Origin of the sequence: Arthrobacter sp. NicSoilB11, from assembly GCF_019977375.1 — a bacterium.
Lineage (GTDB): Bacteria > Actinomycetota > Actinomycetes > Actinomycetales > Micrococcaceae > Arthrobacter.
Genome location: NZ_AP024657.1, coordinates 4,308,860 through 4,328,326, shown reverse-complemented (window position 1 = coordinate 4,328,326; position 19,467 = coordinate 4,308,860). Strand labels below are relative to the sequence as shown.

Annotated in this window: 19 protein-coding genes; 17 read left to right on the top strand and 2 right to left on the bottom strand. The window is 68.2% G+C overall.

The features are described from left to right. Window positions 1–38 precede the first annotated feature (38 nt). On the bottom strand, window positions 39–1,358 hold the full coding sequence (locus LDO14_RS20135; RefSeq protein ID WP_018769806.1) for an MFS transporter: 1,320 nt from the start codon (window positions 1,356–1,358) through the stop codon (window positions 39–41). A gap of 309 nt (window positions 1,359–1,667) precedes the next feature. Here LDO14_RS20135 and LDO14_RS20130 point away from each other — a divergent pair, with 309 nt between their 5' ends. From LDO14_RS20130 to LDO14_RS20075, 12 genes are all read left to right on the top strand, one after another. Then, on the top strand, window positions 1,668–2,459 hold the full coding sequence (locus LDO14_RS20130) for an IclR family transcriptional regulator (RefSeq protein WP_051081380.1): 792 nt from the start codon (window positions 1,668–1,670) through the stop codon (window positions 2,457–2,459). Window positions 2,460–2,606: 147 nt separating this feature from the next. After that, window positions 2,607–3,488 (top strand): shikimate dehydrogenase, encoded by an 882-nt coding sequence (locus LDO14_RS20125; protein WP_018769804.1) that lies wholly within the window; start codon window positions 2,607–2,609, stop codon window positions 3,486–3,488. Next, complete coding sequence (locus LDO14_RS20120) at window positions 3,488–5,359, top strand: sugar phosphate isomerase/epimerase and 4-hydroxyphenylpyruvate domain-containing protein (protein ID WP_018769803.1); 1,872 nt, start codon at window positions 3,488–3,490, stop codon at window positions 5,357–5,359. The genes LDO14_RS20125 and LDO14_RS20120 overlap by 1 nt, the downstream gene beginning before the upstream one ends. A gap of 56 nt (window positions 5,360–5,415) precedes the next feature. Further along, window positions 5,416–6,288, top strand: coding sequence for a protocatechuate 3,4-dioxygenase subunit beta (gene pcaH, locus LDO14_RS20115; RefSeq protein WP_223993136.1), 873 nt, complete (start codon window positions 5,416–5,418; stop codon window positions 6,286–6,288). A 4-nt stretch (window positions 6,289–6,292) separates the two neighbouring features. After that, window positions 6,293–6,850 carry a protocatechuate 3,4-dioxygenase subunit alpha gene (gene pcaG, locus LDO14_RS20110; RefSeq protein WP_223993135.1) on the top strand — a complete coding sequence of 186 codons (558 nt, stop codon included), beginning with the start codon at window positions 6,293–6,295 and terminating at the stop codon, window positions 6,848–6,850. Beyond that, window positions 6,847–8,322, top strand: a complete 1,476-nt coding sequence (locus tag LDO14_RS20105; RefSeq protein ID WP_223993134.1) for a lyase family protein — start codon at window positions 6,847–6,849, stop codon at window positions 8,320–8,322. Before pcaG ends, LDO14_RS20105 begins: the two co-directional genes overlap by 4 nt. Further along, a complete protein-coding gene (locus tag LDO14_RS20100) occupies window positions 8,315–9,133 on the top strand; it encodes an alpha/beta fold hydrolase (protein ID WP_223993133.1) in 819 nt (272 codons plus the stop codon). The genes LDO14_RS20105 and LDO14_RS20100 overlap by 8 nt, the downstream gene beginning before the upstream one ends. Beyond that, a complete protein-coding gene (gene pcaC / locus LDO14_RS20095; RefSeq protein ID WP_018769798.1) occupies window positions 9,130–9,570 on the top strand; it encodes a 4-carboxymuconolactone decarboxylase in 441 nt (146 codons plus the stop codon). Before LDO14_RS20100 ends, pcaC begins: the two co-directional genes overlap by 4 nt. Then, a complete protein-coding gene (locus tag LDO14_RS20090) occupies window positions 9,567–10,766 on the top strand; it encodes a thiolase family protein (protein WP_056392422.1) in 1,200 nt (399 codons plus the stop codon). The genes pcaC and LDO14_RS20090 overlap by 4 nt, the downstream gene beginning before the upstream one ends. After that, window positions 10,766–11,467, top strand: a complete 702-nt coding sequence (locus LDO14_RS20085) for a 3-oxoacid CoA-transferase subunit A (RefSeq protein ID WP_223993132.1) — start codon at window positions 10,766–10,768, stop codon at window positions 11,465–11,467. Before LDO14_RS20090 ends, LDO14_RS20085 begins: the two co-directional genes overlap by 1 nt. A 2-nt stretch (window positions 11,468–11,469) precedes the next feature. Further along, window positions 11,470–12,144, top strand: coding sequence for a 3-oxoacid CoA-transferase subunit B (locus LDO14_RS20080; RefSeq protein ID WP_056392424.1), 675 nt, complete (start codon window positions 11,470–11,472; stop codon window positions 12,142–12,144). Between the two features lie 23 nt (window positions 12,145–12,167). Further along, a complete protein-coding gene (locus LDO14_RS20075) occupies window positions 12,168–12,980 on the top strand; it encodes an IclR family transcriptional regulator C-terminal domain-containing protein (RefSeq protein WP_018769794.1) in 813 nt (270 codons plus the stop codon). A 162-nt stretch (window positions 12,981–13,142) separates the two neighbouring features. Here LDO14_RS20075 and LDO14_RS20070 read toward each other — a convergent pair whose 3' ends face one another. Then, the gene (locus LDO14_RS20070) at window positions 13,143–14,480 is read right to left on the bottom strand and encodes an MFS transporter (protein WP_056392427.1); all 1,338 of its coding nucleotides are present in this window, start codon (window positions 14,478–14,480) and stop codon (window positions 13,143–13,145) included. A gap of 138 nt (window positions 14,481–14,618) precedes the next feature. Between LDO14_RS20070 and LDO14_RS20065 the strand changes: the two genes are divergently transcribed. The 5 genes from LDO14_RS20065 to LDO14_RS20045 all read left to right on the top strand — a co-directional run bounded on the left by LDO14_RS20065 (window position 14,619) and on the right by LDO14_RS20045 (window position 19,409). Continuing rightward, window positions 14,619–15,443 (top strand): shikimate dehydrogenase, encoded by an 825-nt coding sequence (locus LDO14_RS20065; protein ID WP_134164876.1) that lies wholly within the window; start codon window positions 14,619–14,621, stop codon window positions 15,441–15,443. A 117-nt stretch (window positions 15,444–15,560) separates the two neighbouring features. Next, window positions 15,561–16,343: an IclR family transcriptional regulator C-terminal domain-containing protein gene (locus LDO14_RS20060; RefSeq protein ID WP_056392429.1), complete on the top strand. Its 783-nt coding sequence runs from the start codon at window positions 15,561–15,563 to the stop codon at window positions 16,341–16,343. Between the two features lie 161 nt (window positions 16,344–16,504). Further along, window positions 16,505–17,716 (top strand): Re/Si-specific NAD(P)(+) transhydrogenase subunit alpha, encoded by a 1,212-nt coding sequence (locus LDO14_RS20055; protein WP_223993131.1) that lies wholly within the window; start codon window positions 16,505–16,507, stop codon window positions 17,714–17,716. Continuing rightward, window positions 17,716–18,039, top strand: a complete 324-nt coding sequence (locus LDO14_RS20050) for an NAD(P) transhydrogenase subunit alpha (RefSeq protein ID WP_223993130.1) — start codon at window positions 17,716–17,718, stop codon at window positions 18,037–18,039. Before LDO14_RS20055 ends, LDO14_RS20050 begins: the two co-directional genes overlap by 1 nt. Further along, window positions 18,036–19,409: an NAD(P)(+) transhydrogenase (Re/Si-specific) subunit beta gene (locus LDO14_RS20045; RefSeq protein ID WP_223993129.1), complete on the top strand. Its 1,374-nt coding sequence runs from the start codon at window positions 18,036–18,038 to the stop codon at window positions 19,407–19,409. Before LDO14_RS20050 ends, LDO14_RS20045 begins: the two co-directional genes overlap by 4 nt. The last annotated feature ends 58 nt before the right edge of the window (window positions 19,410–19,467 follow it).

Genomic DNA, 19,467 nt, shown 5'->3' with positions numbered 1-19,467 from the left:
CTTTCCGGCTCTAAACCGGGCTGGTGTGACGTCGGCGCCTACTTCACGCCCAGCAGGTTGGTGGGGGTCCGGAAGGACTCCTTGGCCGTGAGTGCCGAGACGGCGGCGATGGCGCAGATGATGGCGGTGAAGATGCTGATCTGGACCCAGCCGCCCGCCTGGATGCCGCCCATCGCAGCCACAATGGCCGGGGCGAAGCCAGCCATCAGGAACCCGAGCTGGGTGCCGATGGCCAGGCCGGAGAAGCGGACCTTGGTGCTGAACATCTCGGCGTAGAAGGACGGCCACACGGCGTTGGAGGCGGCGTAGCCGAAGGAGAAGAAGCCGATGGCTGCAACGAACATCAACGGGATGCTGTGGGATTCCAGGCTGAGCAGGAACAGCGGGGTGAGGATTGCGCTGGCCACGGCGCCGTAAATGAAGACGGGCTTGCGGCCGATCCTGTCCGCGAGCTTCCCGAAGAGCGGCTGGGTGCCCAGGGCCACCAGGTTGGCCCCCACGACGAGCCACAGGGTGGTGGTGCCGTCCACTCCGGCCACGGTCTTGGCGTAGCTGATGGCCAGGGTGCCGAAGACGGTGGAGACGGCGGCAATGAAGGCGCAGGCGACAACACGCAGGACGTCGCGCCAGTGGCCCTTGAGGAGGTCGGCCACCGGGAGCTTGGAGATCTGGGCGTTCTTCTGCGCTTCCTCGAAGGCCGGCGGCTCGTGCAGCGTGCGGCGGATGAAGAAGGCAACCATGACCACGACGGCGCTGAGCCAGAACGGGACGCGCCAGCCGATGCCGTACTTGATCTCATCCGGCAGGGCCAGGACGGGGATGAAGACCAGGGCGGCGAGGATCTGGCCGCCCTGGGTACCGGTGAGGGTCCAGGACGTAAAGAAGGAACGCTGGTTGTCCGGAGCGTGCTCCAGGGTCATGGACGAGGCGCCGGCCTGCTCACCGGCGGCGGAGAGGCCCTGGCACAGGCGGGCCAGCACCAGCAGGACCGGGGCCCACCAGCCGACCGTGTGGAAGTCGGGGAGGCAGCCGATCACGAACGTCGACGCGCCCATGAGCAGCAGGGTAAACATCAGGACCTTCCGGCGGCCCACCCGGTCGCCGAAGTGGCCCAGGATGATGGCGCCCACGGGACGTGCCACGTAGGCGAAGCCGAAGGTGGCGAAGGACATGATGGCAGCGTTGGTGTCTGCATCGGGGAAGAAGACCTTGGGGAAGATCAGCGCCGCAGCGGATCCGAAGATGAAGAAGTCGTAGTATTCGACGGCGCTGCCCAGGAAGCTGGCGAGGGCTGCTTTCCTGGGCGTCCCGGCACGGGTGAGGGCACCCGCCCCGGCGGACGGAAGTGTCTGGCTCATGGTGTTCCTTTGGTGTGACGACATTGTCGCGGATGGATCTGGAGGTCGCAGCCGCCGCTGCCTTGGTGCGGGCGGGGCGCGATGCGGCTGGAGTCCGGAAGAAGACCCGGCGTCAGTAGCCACATGGTGGGAGCTACTTGTGCGATATAGAAACTATGACTGTGAGGGCAGTCACCTGTCAAGAAAATAATCACCATCTAGAAATAGCTCTCACATTGTGGCAACATGATTGCCATGAGTGTGAACCAAACCACAGCGGCCAATGAAGAATCCGCTGCTGCCCCTGCCGCCACGGAGCCCGTGAACGCCATGCCCCCGGAGGCGAAGGTTGGCGCGCGTCCTGCGGAACGCACGGACATGGTGGGCAAGGCCCTGGGCCTGCTTGTCCTCCTGGGGGACGAACCCCGCGGTGCCAGCGCCGCGGAAATTTCCCGCCGCGCGGAACTGCCGTTCAGCACAACCTACCGGCTGCTCGGATCCCTGACCCGTGACGGCTTTGTTGACTACGAGCCGGACGGCCGCCGCTACCACCTGGGCCTGCGCATCTTCCAGCTGGGCCAGCGGGTCTCCAACCACCACGGTTTCGCGGGCACTGCCATGCCCATCCTGCGCCGGGTGACCGAGCAGACCGGGGAAGCCACCATCCTCAGCGTCCGGGACGGCCTGCACCACCTCACCGTCAGCAAGGTGGACGGGCCGCAGATCTTCCGCGTCACCAGCGATCCGGGCCACCTGGGCTCCTTGTCCACCACTGCCGTCGGCAAGGCCCTGGTGGCATTCGCCGAGGATGCGGAACGGGAGCGGCTGCTCGCGGAACTCCCGCTCGAGGCGCTCACCGCCCGCTCCATCACCGACCGGGACGCGTTCCGGGCGGAAATCGAGGAGGTGCGCCGCCGCGGCTACGCGGTCATGGATGAGGAGAACGAGGCCGGCATGCGTGCCGTGGCGGTGCCCCTGCTCAACAGCCAGGGCCACGCCTTTGCCTCCCTGGCGACGGCCGTTCCGGTCTTCCGCCTGAGCCTCGAGGAGCTGGAGGCCCACGTCCCCGTCCTGGTCGATGCGGCAGCCGAGTTGGCTGCACGCCTTCCGCAGCGCGGCTAAGGCGCCTGTGCCGTTACTCAAAATATTTGGTTCGTATCTCGAACAGTAGTGCGAGAAGTGAACAAATGCTGTACTGTAATCCCTATCACCGGCGCAGCCCATCCCCGCATGGACACTGCCGGTGCCGTTACCAAAGGAGCTGCACGGATGAGTATTCGAACTGAGTCCTACCTCGTGGGACTGGTTGGAGACGGTGTCACGCCGTCGCTCACGCCGCCCATGCACGAACGGGAAGGTGACGTGCAGGGCCTGCGTTACCTCTACCGCCCCATCGACCTCCTGGAGCTGGGCCTGGCGGGCGAGTCCGTCGGCAGCATCCTGCAGAGCGCCCGGACGCTGGGCTTCAATGGGTTGAACATCACCCATCCCTGCAAGCAGCTGGTCCTGGAGTACCTTGACGAAATCTCCCCGGACGCCCGCCGCCTGGGCGCCGTCAACACCGTGGTGATCCGGGACGGCCGCTTCATCGGCTACAACACCGACTTCTCCGGCTTCGCCGCGGCACTGGCTTCCGGCCTCCCCGGGGCGTCGCTGGACCGCGTGGTCCAGCTCGGTGCCGGCGGTGCCGGATCTGCCGTCGCCTACGCCCTGCTGACCGCCGGCGTCAGGACCCTGCACCTGGTGGACGTGGACCCGGGACGCGCGGCAGCCCGGGCCGCCGAGCTCCAGGGCTTCTTCCCGGACAGCACCGTCACGGCAGGTACGACGGCGGAGCTGCCGCAGCTGATGCGCGTGGCCGACGGCCTGGTGCACTGCACCCCCGTGGGGATGGCCGCCCACCCCGGCGTGCCGCTGGACCTGGACCTGCTGGAGTCCCGGCACTGGGTGGCGGATATCGTCTACCGCCCCATCGACACGGAACTGGTCCGCGGCGCCCGGGCCAAGGGCTGCGACGTCCTGGACGGCGGCCGGATGGCCGTGGGCCAGGCCGCGGACGCGTTCCGGATCTTCACCGGGCTGGACGCGGACCCGGACCGCATGCGCGCCCACTTCCTGGAGCTCGTGGCAGCGGAAGAGGTGGCTGCCTGATGCGCACCGGAATCGCCACTGTCTGCCTGTCCGGAACCCTCAAAGAGAAGATGCAGGCCTGCGCCATCGCAGGCTTCGACGGCATCGAGATCTTCGAGCAGGACCTGGTGACGTCCCCGCTGAGTCCCGAGGACGTCCGCAAGCTGGCCGCGGACCTGGGCCTTGGCCTGGATCTTTACCAGCCCTTCCGGGATTTTGACGGCGTCAGCCCGGACCTGCTGAAGGCCAACCTCCGCCGGGCCGAGGCCAAGTTCCGGCTCATGGCCCGCCTGGGCATGGACACCATCCTGGTCTGCTCCAACGTTGCCACCGCCACCATCGACGACGACGGCCTCCGCGCCGAGCAGCTGGCACAGCTTGCCAACCTGGCCGGCGACCACGGCGTCAAGGTGGCCTATGAAGCGCTTGCGTGGGGCAAGTACGTCAACGACTACGAGCATGCCTACCGGCTGGTGGAGATGGTTGACCATCCCAATCTGGGCACTTGCCTGGACTCCTTCCACATCCTCTCGCGGGACTGGGAAACCGCCCACATTGAGGCATTCAACCCGGAGAAGATCTTCTTCGTCCAGGTTGCGGACGCCCCCAAGCTCTCCATGGATGTGCTGTCCTGGAGCCGGCACTACCGGGTGTTCCCGGGCGAGGGCCAGTTTGAGCTGGCCAAGTTCATGGGCCACGTGGTCCGGGCCGGGTACACCGGACCCGTTTCGCTGGAAGTCTTCAATGACGTTTTCCGCCAGTCGGACGTGGAGCGGACGGCCGTGGATGCCATGCGGTCGCTCATCTGGCTTGAAGAACAGAGCGCCAAGTGGCTGGCCGGTACCGAAGCCGCACCAGGCAACGGAGCAGCGCTCCGCCGTCGTTACCCCATGGAACTTGCCACCCTGCCCAAGGTGAACGAACCCGCGGGCTTCAACTTTGCCGAGGTCAAGGCGGACGACACCGCGCAGCTGGAGAAACTCCTGGGCCAGCTGGGCTTCGCCTTCGAGGGCAGGCACCGCACCAAGGACGTCCAGCTGTGGACCATGGGCCAGGCCCGGGTGATCATCAACGAACAGGCGGCCCGGCATGCCGAGCCGGCCATTGCCGCACTGGGGTTCGACGTCGATTCCCCCGTGATTGCCTCGGCGCGCGCCCAGCAGCTCAAGGCCCCCGTGGTGGCCCGCAAGGTGCAGGCGGACGAGGAAGTCTTCCAGGGCATCTCCGCGCCCGATTCCACCGAGATCTTTCTCTGCCAGGGCAGCCCGGACGGCACGGCGGCGTGGACCCACGAGTTCGGGGAGGGGCTGGAACACCCGTCCGCCGGAGCCAGTGCCGTGATCGACCACGTCAACCTTGCCCAGCCGTGGCAGCACTTCGACGAAGCTGTCCTCTTCTACACCAGCGCCCTGGCCCTGGAGCCGCAGCCGTTCGCGGAGGTGCCAAGCCCCAGCGGGCTGGTGCGCTCGCAGGTCATGCAGACCTCCGACGGCGCGGTGCGGCTGGTGCTCAACCTCGCCCCCATCCAGCAGGCACGGAGCGAGGTCCGCAAGACCTACCAGGAGCACATCGCCTTTGCCGTGGACGACCTCGTGGCCACAGCCCGGGCAGCCCGGGAACGGGGCCTGGAATTCCTGCAGATCCCGGCCAACTACTACGAGGACCTGGACGCCCGGTTCGACCTGGAGCCTGGGTTCCTGGCCACCCTGCAGGAGCTGAACCTGCTGTTCGACCGCGACGCCGACGGCGAATTCCTGCACTTCTACACCGCCACCGTGGGCAGCGTGTTCTTCGAAATGGTGGAACGCCGCGGCGGTTACGACGGCTACGGCGCCCCCAATGCTCCGGTGCGCCACGCCGTCCAGTACGACTCGCTGCACCGCACGCCTTAGACCGCACCACACAACCCCGGACGCAAGAAACCGAACAGATCAGAAAGGAGCCAGCCATGCCGGAAGACATCACCGCCGAGCTGGAGTCGGAGGAACTCGTGCCCCCGGCCGAACCGAAGGCTGCCCACCAGCCCCTGGACAAGGCCATCGAGTTACAGGCGGACCTCAGCGCAGAGATCAACGCCATCGGCGAGGCCTACCAGCGGGCATTGAAGGACGGCGCCCAGCCGGAGACCCAGCCGCGGCTGGACTACCCGCCGTACCGCAGCAGCATCCTGCGCCACCCCACCAAGAGCCTGCACCACGCGGATCCGGAGACCATCGAGCTGTACTCGCCGGCGTTCGGGCACCAGGACGTGCACGCCCTGGAGTCCGACCTGACCATCCAGCACAACGGCGAACCGCTGGGCGAGCGGATTATCGTCGCCGGCAAGGTCCTGGACGGCGACGGCCGCCCGGTGGCAGGCCAGCTGGTGGAAATCTGGCAGGCCAACTCGTCCGGCCGCTACATCCACAAGCGCGACCAGCACCCCGCCCCGATCGACCCCAACTTCACCGGCATCGGCCGCTGCATCACCGGCCCGGACGGCTCCTACCGGTTCATCACCATCAAGCCCGGCGCCTACCCCTGGAAGAACCACCTGAACGCGTGGCGACCCGCCCACATCCACTTTTCGCTGTTCGGCACGGAGTTCACCCAGCGCATCATCACCCAGATGTACTTCCCGGGCGACCAGCTCTTCCCGCTGGACCCCATCTACCAGACCATCGTGGACCAGGACGCCCGCGACCGCCTGGTGGCCACCTACGACCACAGCCTCACCGAGCCCGAGTGGGCCCTGGGCTACAACTGGGACATCGTCCTGACCGGGCCCAAGCGGACCTGGACCGAAAACGAGGCGCTCGGCGCAGAAGGTGACGAGGAGTAGGAAAATGAGCACCAAACTTGTTCCCACCCCGGGCCAGACCGTTGGCCCCTTCTATGGCTATGCGCTTCCGTTCGAGAAGGACAACGAGCTGCTGCCTCCCGGCTTCCCGGGCTCCACCCGCCTGCAGGGCACCGTCTACGACGGCGCCGGCCACACCATCCCGGACGCCATCCTGGAAATCTGGCAGCCGGACGCCGACGGCAGGGTTGTCCAGCGCACCGGCTCCCTGGTCCGCGACGGCTACACCTTCACTGGGTGGGGCCGCGGCGCCGTGGGCAACTCCGGCGTTTTCACGTTCACCACGGTCAACCCCGGCCCCACCAAACCGGGTGCGGCGCCGTTCATCTCCGTGGCGCTCTTTGCCCGCGGCCTGACCAACCGGCTGTTCACCCGCATCTACCTGCCTGAGGACGCCGAGGCGCTGGCCAACGACCCCCTGCTCAGCTCGCTGGATCCGGAGCGCCGCAAGACGCTCATCGCCCGCCGCGACCCTGACGGCGGCCTCACCTGGGACATCCGCCTCCAGGGTGAGGGCGAGACGGTCTTCCTGGACTTCCAGTGACCAACGCCGCCCCGGGAGATCTGCGCGCCTTCGCGGAAGAGGCCGACGCCGGCCTGCTCAGTCCCGTATCAGCGTCACCGTTGGTGGCGGCGCTGACGGGGGACCGGGCAGTGCTGGCGGCGATCCTCGCCGTCGAATCGGGCTGGGCAGCCGTGCTGCAACGGGCCGGCCTGGCACCTGCCGGTTCTGCCGCCGTCGTGGCTTCCGCTGCCGAGGCAGGGCGATACGACCTCGCCGACATCGCGCTGCGTGCCCAGGGCGGCGGCAACCCGGTCATTCCGCTGCTGGCGGACCTCCGGAAGAAGGTGGCCGCGCTGGACAGCGCCGGGATCGGTGCCGGGAAGGCCGTGCATACCTCCCTGACCAGCCAGGACGTGCTGGACACCGCCCTCATGCTGGTGGCCCGCAACACCGTCCACGCCGTGCTGGCCGACCTCAAAGGCACCGCCGCGGCGCTGGCCGCCCTGGCGGGGCAACATGCGCAGACGCTGTGCGTGGGCAGGAGCCTGACGCAGCATTCGCTTCCCTATACCTTCGGGCTCCGGGCCGCGCAGTGGTTCCAGGGCGTGGCCGCCGCCGGCCGGCAGCTGCAAGGCCTGGAGTTCCCGGTCCAGTTCGGCGGGGCTGCGGGAACGCTCGCCGCCGCAACCGTGCTGACCGACGGATCCACTGCCACCCCGTTTACCCTGGCCGATGCCCTGGCCGCCCAGCTGGGCCTGGCCCCCGCGGCGGCTCCCTGGCACACCAACCGGCTGGCCATCACGTCCCTTGGGCATGGGCTGGCTTCGGTTTTGGATGCGTTCGGAAAGATCGCCGCGGACGTCCTGTTCCTGAGCAGGCCCGAGGTGGCCGAGCTTGCCGAGCCACGCGCTCCCGGGCGCGGGGTTTCCTCTGCCATGCCGCAAAAGCAGAACCCGGTCCTGTCCGTCCTGGTCCGCAGCGCCGCACTGCAGGCGCCCGGCCTGGCTGCCCAGCTGCACCTGGCCGCCGCCACCTTCAACGACGAACGCCCGGACGGCGCCTGGCACATCGAATGGCCGGCACTCCGCCAGCTCCTGGCGCTCACGCTCGGCGCTGCCGGACATATCCGTGAGCTCGCCGAAGGACTCCAGGTGTTCCCCGACGCCATGCGCCGCAACCTGGACCTGTCCGGGCCGCTGCTGCTGGCAGAAGGCGTCAGCGCGGCCGTGGCGCCCCTCCTGGACGGGAAGGACGGCCGCACCGGCAAGCAGCAGCTGCAGGACGTGGTGGACCAGACCCTTCAAGCACCGCCTTCCGACCAGGCCGCCACCTACCGGAAGCTGCTCCGCGAGGCCGTCCCTGCCGCCGTCGTTCCCGACCAGCGGCTGGAGGAGCTCCTGGACCCCGGCAGCTACCTGGGCCAGGCGGCCCAGATCTCCCGCCGCATCCTGGCGGCGTTCCCCGACTTTGATTCCCAGACCACCGACGCGAACGGAGCTTCCCGTGGCTAAGCCAACCCTGAAGGCAGCGCTGCTGTCCCCCCAGCGACCCCTTGGCGACCACCCCCTGCTGGTGGCGGGCCCATCCCTGGGCACCTCCTCCATCCTGTGGAACAGGGTGGCCACCCTGCTCGGCAATGACTACGACGTGGTCGCCTGGGACCTGCCCGGCCACGGCGTCTCTCCGGCAGCCACCGAAACCTTCGACGTCGCAGCCCTCGCGGACGCCGTGGTGGACCTGGTGGATTCCATCGCCCCCGGTGAAACATTCCACTACGCCGGCGTTTCACTGGGCGGCGCCGTGGGCCTGCAGCTGGGCATCAAGCACGGCGAGCGGCTCAAGAGCCTCTCCATCCAGAACAGCGGGGCGAAGATCGGCACCCCGGAGGGCTGGCTGGAACGGGCCGAAACGGTCCGCACCCAGGGCACACCCGTGATGATCCAGGGCTCGGCGCAGCGCTGGTTCGCGCCGGGCTACATGGACCGGGAACCCGAGTTCAGCAGCCGGCTCCTGCACGCCCTGCGCGACGCCGACCGTTTCAGCTACGCCTTCTGCTGCGAGGCCCTGGCCTCCTTCGACGTCCGCAGCCAGCTGGGCAGCATCCGCGTCCCCACCCAGGTCATCGCCGGCGCGGTGGACGGCGTGGCCACGCCGGCCATGGCTGACGAGGTGGCAGCCGGCATCACCGCCGGGGGCGGCACCGCCACTGCCGTCACGCTGGAAGGCGTGGCGCACCTGGCACCGGCCGAGGCTCCCGCGCATCTTGCCGATCTCATGCGCAGCCTGATCAGCTGGACCGAATCCCAAGGAGCAGCCAAGTGAGCGGAAATGAGCGGCACGGCGTGGTCCAGCCCGGCGCCACCAGCCAGGAGATTTACGACGGCGGCATGGTGGTCCGGCGCGAAGTCCTGGGGGACGCGCACGTGGACCGGGCCAACGCCAACAAGGATGAGTTCACCGAGGACTTCCAGGACATGATCACCCGGATCGCCTGGGGTGGTATCTGGACCCGCCCGGGGCTCCCGCGCCAGATGCGGTCCGCCGTCACCATCACTGCCATGGTGGCGCACGGGCACTGGGAAGAGCTGGCCATGCATATCCGCGCCGCCCTCCGGAACGGCCTGAGCAGGGACGAGATCAAGGAGATCCTGCTCCAGACCGCCATCTACTGCGGCGTCCCCTCCGCCAACACCGCCTTCAAGACAGCACAGCAGGTGTTCCACGACATGGACAACACCGGAACGGATAAAACCCCATGAACCAGGCATTTGTGTACGACGCCGTGCGCACCCCCTTTGGCAAGTTCGGTTCCGGCCTCGCCGGCGTCCGGCCGGATGACCTTGCCGCGCACGTTATCAGCGAGTCCGTGAAGCGGGCTCCCGGGCTTGATCCCGAGCGGATCGATGAGGTGGTGTTCGGCAACGCCAACGGCGCGGGCGAGGAAAACCGCAACATCGCGCGGATGGGAACCCTTCTGGCCGGGCTGCCGGTGTCCATCCCGGGCACCACGGTCAACCGGCTCTGCGGCTCGTCCCTGGACGCGGCGATCATCGCGTCGCGGCAGGTCAACGCCGGCGACGCCGACCTGGTGCTGGTGGGCGGGGCCGAGTCGATGTCCCGTGCCCCGTGGGTGCTGCCCAAGACGGAGAAGCCCTACCCGGCCGGGGACATGACCCTGGCCTCCACCACCCTGGGCTGGCGGCTGGTGAACAAGGCCATGCCCAAGGATTGGACCATCTCCCTGGGCGAGGCCACGGAGCGGCTGCGCGAGAAGTACAACGTGACCCGCGAGGCGCAGGACGAGTTCGCCGCGGCCTCCCACAACCTCTCCGCCGCCGCCTGGGATGAAGGGTTTTACGACAACCTGGTCGCCCCGGTGCCCGGGACGGACCTGGTCCGCGACGAAGGCATCCGTGCCGGATCGTCGGCGGAGAAGCTGGCCGGGCTGAAGACCGTGTTCCGGACCGAGAACGGCACGGTGACAGCGGGGAACGCATCGCCGTTGTCCGACGGCGCCTCCGCGGCGTGGATCGGGTCCGAGGCGGCCGCCGGGCTGCTGGGGCTGGATCCGCTGGCCCGGATCGCCGGCCGCGGCGCGCACGCGAATGATCCGCAGTACTTCGGGTACGCACCGGTGGAGGCGGCGAACAAGGCCCTCGCGAAGGCGGGCATCGGCTGGGACCAGGTGGGCGCCGTCGAACTTAACGAAGCGTTCGCTGCGCAGTCCCTGGCCTGCATCAACGCCTGGGGCATCGATCCCTCGATCGTGAACCGGCATGGCGGGGCCATCGCGATGGGCCATCCGCTGGGTGCTTCCGGCACCCGGATCCTGGGCACCTTGGCCCGGTCCCTGCAGGCCTCCGGCGAACGCTGGGGCGTCGCCGCGATCTGCATCGGCGTGGGCCAGGGCCTGGCCGTGGTACTCGAGAACGTCACCGCTGGAAAGGACCAGTAATGCTGACTTTTGTTGACACCGTCCAGGAGGCCGTGGCCGGCATCAAGGACGGCTCCACCGTGATGATCGGCGGATTCGGCAACGCCGGCCAGCCGTTCGAACTGATCGACGCGCTGCTGGACTGCGGCGCCACGGACCTGACCGTGGTGAACAACAACGCCGGGCAGGGCGACCAGGGCCTGGCCCTGCTCATCAAGGAAGGCCGGGTGCGGAAGATGATCTGCTCCTTCCCGCGGCAGTCCGATTCCTGGCACTTCGACGCCAAGTACAAGGCCGGCGAGATCGAGCTGGAACTGGTGCCGCAGGGCAACCTGGCCGAACGGATCCGTGCCGCCGGGGCAGGCATCGGCGGGTTCTTCACCCCCACCGGATACGGCACCATGCTGGCCGAGGGCAAGGAAACGCGGATCATTGACGGCCGCGGCCAGGTCTTTGAAACCCCCATCCACGCCGACGTCGCCCTGATCAAGGCACTGAAGGCGGACGGCAAGGGCAACCTGGTCTACCGCAAGACGGCCCGGAACTTCGGCCCCATCATGGCTGCCGCCGCGAAGCAGAGCATCGTGCAGGTCTCCGAGATCGTGCCCACGGGGGCGCTGGACCCGGAAAACGTGGTCACCCCCGGCATTCACGTCAACACGGTTGTCCGCGTCCCGGCCTCAGACCGCAGCGCAACCGGCACCAGCGGAAAGGTGGCCTGACCTTGACCACTGCAACATCACTCCAGACCTCCGCCACGCCCCTGGGCCGGGATGACCTCGCCCGGCTCGTGGCCCGCGACATCGCCCCGGGCTCGTTCGTGAACCTCGGGATCGGCCAGCCCACCCTGGTGTCCAACTACCTCACCGAGGACCAGAACATCACCCTCCACACCGAGAACGGCATGCTGGGCATGGGCCCCGAAGCCAAGGGCGACGAGATCGATGAGGACCTGATCAATGCCGGCAAGATTCCCGTGACCGAACTCCCGGGCGCTTCCTACTTCCACCACGCCGACTCCTTCGCCATCATGCGCGGCGGGCACCTGGACATCTGCGTCCTGGGCGCCTTCCAGGTCTCGGCCACCGGTGACCTGGCCAACTGGCACACCGGCGCACCCGGGGCGATTCCCGCCGTCGGCGGTGCCATGGACCTGGCAACCGGCGCCAAGGACGTCTTCGTCATGATGACCCTCCTGACCCGCGACGGCGCCTCCAAGATCGTCGAGGCCTGCACCTACCCGGTCACCGGCGTCAACTGCGTCACCCGCGTCTACACGGACAAAGCCGTCTTCCTCACCGGTCCCAACGGTGTCACCGTCCGCGAGACTTTTGGCTGCACCCTCGAGGAACTCCAGGAACTCATCCCCGTCCCGCTCAAGGCCGCCTCGGCCGGCTAAGGACGGCCCTAGGATTGGTTACCATGACCGACGCCGCAGGTACCGATATCCAGCCAACCCCGCAGGCCAGCGACCAGTACGTCCAGTCGCTGGCCCGCGGGCTGGCGGTGATCCGCGCCTTCGACGCCGACCGGCCGGTCATGACGCTCACCGAGGTGGCGGGCCGCACGGGCCTGACCCGTGCCACGGCACGCCGGTTCCTGCATACCCTGGTGGAGCTGGGGTACGTGCGCACCGACGGCAAGACCTTCGCGCTGACGGCCAAAGTCCTCCAGCTGGGCTACGCCTACCTCTCCGGGCTGTCGCTGCCCCAACTGGCCCAGCCGCACCTGGAGGAACTGTCCCTCAAACTCGGCGAATCGACGTCGGCCGCCGTGCTGGACGGCACCGACATCGCCTACATTGCCCGCGTCACCACGCGCCGCATCATGACCATCGGGATCACCGTGGGCACCCGGTTCCCCGCCTACGCCACCTCCATGGGCCGGGTCCTGCTGGCCCACCTGCCGGCGTCGGACCTCAAGGCCTATCTCGCCGCGGCCGACATCAAGCCCCTGACCCCCCGCGCCCTCGGGTCCGTCCAGGAACTGTTGGCCGTCCTGGAAACGGTCCGTGCACAGGGCTGGTGCCTGCTGGACCAGGAACTGGAGCTGGGCCTGATGTCCGTTGCCGCTCCTGTGTACGACGGACCCAAGGTGGTGGCCGCGGTGAACGTCTCCCTGCAGGCCCAGTCCGTGGAGGCCAAACCGGACCGGGAAGCCTACCTGGCCTCGGTGGCGCAGGAGATCATGGCCACCGCGAAACTCATCTCCGCGGACCTGACCGCCCGCGGTTAGCAATACCACCCCAGCCGTGCGTCCACTCCTGGCCTGAGTGCGCCGGGACTGTTCCTGCGCACTCAACCAGGGCCTCGCCGCGCCGCCAGGTTAAGCAAGAGGACGACGGCGGGTGCTTCCCGCCGTCGTCCTCTTCTGTTCGTTATGGGGCTGTGAATGCCCCTACCGGACGGGGTTGCCCAGCTCCCGCAGCGGCGTCTTGGCGGTCTCGCGCGCCCACCAGGCGCCGGCCACGGCGAGGATCGACGAGCCCGCCACGATCCAGGCTGCCGGTCCCCAGTTCGCCTTGTCGGCGCCCACCAGGGCGGTGCCGAGCAGCGGGGTGAAACCGGCGCACAGGATGCCGATCTGGAGCCCGATGGCCATGCCGGAGTAGCGGACCTTGACGTTGAAGAGCTCGGAGAACCAGGCCGGGTAGATCGCGTTGGACATGGCATAGGTGCCGGCGGTGATCAGCGTGCTGGTCAGGAAGATCATGGGGATGTTGCCGGTGGCGATCACCGAGAAATACACGAAGATCATGATGCCGGAGCCCAGGACGCCGATGATGAAGATGGGCCGGCGGCCGAACGTGTCCGACAGGCGCGCGGTCAGGGGCTGGGTGAAGACGGCAAGGATGTTGCCCACGATGCTGACCCACAGCATGGTGGAAGCGGGAACGCCGACGGACACGGCGTAGGCCAGGCCGAATGACTGCATGAACGTGTTGGTGACCGTTTCGAAGGACATGAGCGCCACCTGGAAGAACTGCGCCGGGTGGGTCTGGAACATCTTGGCGAACGGAAGCTTCACCAGTTCACCGTGCTCCTGCTTTTCCTCGAAGACCTCAGGTTCGGCCAGTGACCGGCGGACCAGGTAGGCGACGATGAGCACGATCAGGGAGAGCCAGAACGGGATCCGCCAGCCCCAGGCGAGGCGGTCGGCCTCGCTCATGGCAGCCACGGGCAGGAAGGCCAGGGATGCCATGACGATGCCCGCGGAAATGCCGCTCATGGCAAAGCTGGCGAAGAAGCCGCGCCGGCCCTCGGGAGCCTCTTCCGTGGAGAGGGCGGAGGCGCCGGCCGTCTCGGCGCCGGCGGAGAGGCCCTGCATCAGGCGGAGCAGGACCAGCAGCGCGGGTGCCCAGTAGCCGGCGGTGTTGAAGTCCGGCAGGGCGCCGATGAGGAACGTTGCGCTGCCCATGAGCACCAGGGTGAGCACGAGCGTATTCTTCCGGCCGATCTTGTCACCAAGGTGGCCGAACACCACGGCGCCGAAGGGCCGGGCCACGTATGCCACGCCGAACGTGGCGAAGGAGGCCAGCAAGGCAACCGTGGGGTCGCCCGCCGGGAAGAAGATCTTCGAGAAGACGAGGGAAGCGGCAGTGGCGTAGATGAAGAAGTCGTAGTACTCCAGGGCGCCGCCGAGGAATGCGGCCAGCGCTGCCTTCTTGGCGCGCTTTAGCCGGCGTTGTGCCTCAGGCGTCGGCTTGGCCTGGGCTCCTGCTGCGATGTCGGTCATGTCCGGGTTTTCCTTCCACGCTGAAGGCGGGGGATCTGTTCTATTTGTACGCATTGCGAACATGTGTGCGTAATGCGCCTACAAAGAGGATACTAGTCGGTGACGCCAATCACAACGCCGACGGAAAGGTGCTTCACGATGGAACCCTCCCGCTTAGTCCTGATCGGATCAGCAGCTTCCAAGGCCATGTCCCCGCGCCTCTGGAATCCTGTTTTCCAGGAACTCGGCCTTGAATGGACCTACGATGCCTGGGATGTGCCGGCCGGCGGCGACCTCGACGAGGTCCGCAGGCGGCTTCTGGCGCCCGGCATCGTGGCGGCCAACGTGACCATGCCGCACAAGCACTGGGCGGCGGAAACAGCGGACGAGGCAACAGACCCAGTCCTGTTGAGCGGTGCCTGCAACCTCCTGGTTCGAAAGGGCACACGGCTGGTGGGGCACAACACCGATATATCCGCCCTGACCGCGCTGCTGGGCGGCCAGTACCAACGGCACGCCCTCCTCCTGGGCGCCGGTGGAGCGGCAAGGGCCGCGATGATCGCCCTGGAGGGGCATCTGGGGACCGTTTCCATCACTGACCGCGACCCGCACGCCGCGGCGGAATTGCTGGATCTTGCCCGGGAACGCGGCATGGACGCCCGGACGGTCTCCTGGCAGCAGGGGCAGGAGCTGTCCGCCGATGCCTCCCTGATCGTGAATGCCACTCCCATCGGCAAAAGCATGTCCGACGGTCCGGCATGGGGCGACGGCCCACTCGCCCCTGACGCCGTCGTCTATGACTTCGTGTATGCCCGCCACACCACTGCAAGCGTGGCCCGGGCGCGTGGCATGGGAGTCCGGTGCATCGATGGCTGGGAGCACCTGCGGGAACAGGCGGTGGCCATGGTGCCGCTCCTGGGGCTCGACGGGCAGTCCGGGAGGCTGCTCAAGGAAACGCTGGAACGCATCCGGGCAGCCTCCTGACCGGCGGGCCGCACCCCGCACTCCAGTGCCCACCGGCCCGATATGATCGGACAGGCGCTGAAGCCCGGCGGACCCTGTGCCGGGGCGCCGACCGTCGGGAGAGGAACCGCAACGTTCATGGAGGAGCAGCCAGCCTACTTTGTGAAGTCGGTTGAGAAGGCCTTCGACGTGCTGCTCGCCTTTTCCGCCGACCAGCCACGGCTCACTGTTTCCCAGGTTGCTGCCCGGACCGACATGACCCGCGCCTCCGCGCGCCGGTTCCTCCTGACCCTGGCAGATCTTGGCTACCTCCGCGCCGAGGGCCAGGCCTTTGAACTGACCGCCCGTTCCCTGGACATCGGTCGGGCCTACCTGGCCGGCCTTACGCTTCCCGGGGTGGCCCAGCCGCACCTCAAGGAACTGGCGGAGGACCTGAACGAGACCACGGCCTTGTGCATCCTCGACGGCGGCGACGTGGTTTACGTTGCCTGCGTGCCGTCGCCGCGGCTGTTGAGCGTCTCCATTACCGTGGGGACCCGGTTTCCGGCCTGGGCGACCTCAATGGGCCGGGTGCTCCTCGCCGGAATGCCCCCGGCGCAGCTCGAGGAGTATCTCCGCACGGTCCAGCTGCACCGCTACACCGACCGCTCCATCAGCAGCATTGACGACCTGCGTTCCGAAGTGGAGCTGGCGCGTAAAAGGGGCTGGTCCATGGTTTCCCAGGAGCTCGAGGAAGGCCTGCGCGGCGTGGCCGTGCCGGTGCGGCGGGGGAACGAGGTGGTGGCTGCGGCGAATGTTTCACTGCAGACGCACCGGGCGGCCGCCCAGGACATTGAAGCGTCAGTCCTTCCCCCGTTGATGGAGACCGCGCGGCGGATCGCACTCGATTACGGCGGCCCTGGCCCAACCACCCGCGGCTGACCCTCCCTCCCGCGGTGGACCGCGCTCAAGGCCGCTTGCCATGTAACTGTTTCCACACAAGCACAGCGCACCACTCCCGCCGCAGCTGAACGGGCCATAGACTCTAGCCAACTGCGTGCAGCAGAGCCGCTGCATCGCTTGTCAGGAGGAGGGGTCGGCGGGTGAAACTGGGCATACCGCGGGAACGCCGGGAGGGCGAGCGTCGTGTGGCCGCCACGCCGGATACCGTCAGGCAGCTGGCCGGGATGGGGCTGGAGGTCCTGGTGGAGACCGGCGCGGGGGACGGCGCCGGGCACGCTGACCAGGCATACCAAAACGCCGGCGCCGCCGTCGTCCCGGAACTCAACACCACGGCCCTCGACATCCTGGCGCATGTCCGCCCCCTTGACCCGCACACCGCCGCGTCCCTGAAAAGGCGAGCCGTCACCGTGGGGCTCGCGTCGCCGTCGTCCGAGCTGCCGGCAGTGCAGGCGCTCGCGGACAACGGGGTGACCTCCTTCGCCCTTGAACTGGTGCCCCGCATTTCCCGTGCCCAGTCCATGGACGCCCTCAGCTCGCAGGCGCTGGTGGCCGGCTACCGCTGCGTGCTGGAGGCTGCCATCCGGCTGCCCCGCTTCTTCCCGCTCTACATGACGGCCGCGGGAACCATTCCGCCCGCCAGGGTCCTGGTCCTCGGAGCCGGGGTGGCGGGGCTGCAGGCCATCGGCACGGCCAAGCGCCTGGGCGCCCGGGTTTTCGCCAACGACATCCGTCCGGCTTCCGCGGACGAGGTTGCCTCCATGGGCGGCACCTTCATCCGGCTGGACCTGGAGACGGCGGAGGCGGCCGGCGGCTACGCCCGGCAGCTGAGCTCCGATGCCGGCACACGGCAGCGGCAGCTGCTGGCGCCGCACGTGGCTCAGTCGGACGTGCTGATTACGACGGCGGCAGTCCCCGGGCGCCCCGCACCCCTCCTGGTGACGCGCGGGATGGTGCAGGGCATGCGGCCCGGGTCGGTGGTGGTTGATCTCGCCGCGGAGTCCGGCGGCAACGTGGAGGGTTCGGTACCGGGCCAGGACATCCCCATCCCCACCGCCGATGGAATGGGGCACGTCACCCTGGTGGGCCTGAAGGACCCGGCCTCGGCGATGGCGTCGGACGCCTCCCGTCTTTACGCCAAGAACGTGGCCAACCTGCTGGCCCTGCTGGTGCGCCCGGATGACGCCGGTGCCGGCGGGCTCACCCTGGATTTCGACGACGAAGTGGTGGCCGGTGCCTGCCTCACCCACGACGGCGTGGTGCGGCACCAGCCCACGGCGGAGCTGCTGGCCGCCCGCGCACGTGCCGCCGCAGAGCCGGCCACGGCCGCGGCCCGGCAGGAAGGAACGCTCTGATGGACGGAACAGCCCTGCTGACCATTACGGTACTGGCGGTGTTCGTCGGCTTCGAAGTGGTGTCCAAGGTCTCCAGCACCCTGCACACGCCGCTGATGTCCGGTGCCAACGCCATCCACGGCATCATCCTTGTCGGTGCCATCATTGTGGCCGGCCAGGCAGCAGACCCATGGGTCCTGGCGGTGGCGCTGCTCGCCGTTGTCCTTGCCACCGCCAACCTGGTGGGCGGGTTCGTGGTGACGGACCGGATGCTGCACATGTTCCATGCCAGGAAGGACGCAGCCCCAAAAGGTGCCGTGCAGCCTGAAACGGGCAGCAAATGAGCCTCCTCGACCCCATCGGGACCTCCCTGCTCTACCTCGTCGCGGCGGTCTGCTTCATCCTGGCCCTGCGCGGGCTCAGTTCCCCGCGGACCGCGCGCCGCGGAAACCTGGTGGGCGCACTCGGTGCGCTGATCGCCGTCGTCACGGTGTTCCTGTCCGCCCGGCTGGAGAACATCCCCTGGATCCTGGCCGCCATCGCGGTGGGCAGCGTGGTGGCGGCACCCGTGGCCCGGCGCGTGAAGATGACGCAGATGCCCCAGCTGGTGGCGCTGTTCAACGGCGTGGGCGGCGGCGCGGCTGCCTTGGTGGCCCTCCTGGAACTGGGCCATGCCGGCAATCCCTGGGTCCGCGTGGCCATCGTGTTCACGCTCCTGGTGGGTGCCGTTTCCTTCGCCGGTTCCGGCGTCACCTTCGCCAAGCTGCAGGAACTGATGACCACCCGGCCCGTGGTGTTCCCGGGCCTCCCGGTGGTGATGGCCGTGGTCCTGCTCGCCGCAGTGGCCGCCGGCGTGGCCCTGGTGCTCACCGCCTCGCTGCCCCTTGCGGTCCTGCTGTTGCTGCTGGGCCTTGCCGCCGGCGTCCTGCTGGTGCTGCCGGTAGGCGGCGCCGACGTGCCAATCGTCATCTCGCTGCTGAACGCCTTTACCGGCCTGGCCGTCGCGGCGTCCGGCCTGGTGCTGGGCAACGTCCTGCTGGTGGTGGCCGGGACCCTGGTGGGGGCTTCGGGCACCATCCTCACCCGGGCCATGGCCGCCGCCATGGGCCGGAGCGTGGCGGGCATCCTGTTCGGGGCTTTCAGGGGAGGTTCGACGGCGGGGTCCACCGCCGTAAGCGAGCGTCCGGTCCGTTCGTCCTCGGCCGAGGACGTGGCGGTCCTTTTGGGGTACGCCCAGCGGGTGATCATCGTCCCCGGCTACGGCCTGGCCGTGGCGCAGGGCCAACATACGGCCGCCGAGCTGGCCCTGGCCCTGGAGGCCCGAGGCATCGAAGTGGATTTTGCCATCCATCCCGTGGCCGGCCGGATGCCCGGACACATGAACGTGCTCCTGGCCGAGGCCAACGTCCCGTACGAGTCGCTCAAGGAGATGGGCGAGATCAACCCGCAGTTCAAGACGACGGACGTGGCCCTGGTGGTGGGCGCCAACGACGTGGTGAACCCCGCCGCCAAGACTTCGTCCGGCTCGCCGATCTACGGCATGCCCATCCTTGAAGTGGCGGAGGCGCGGCAGGTGGTGTTCCTCAAGCGGTCCATGCGCCCGGGATTCGCCGGCATCGAGAACGACCTGCTGTACGAACCCCAGACATCGCTGCTGTTCGGCGACGCCAAGGACTCCCTGGCCCAGGTGCTGGGCGCGGTCAAGGCCCTGTAGGCGCTGAACGGCGCACCGGGCGGGTTACCCTTCTCTCAGAAGCTTGCTTTCCATCCGC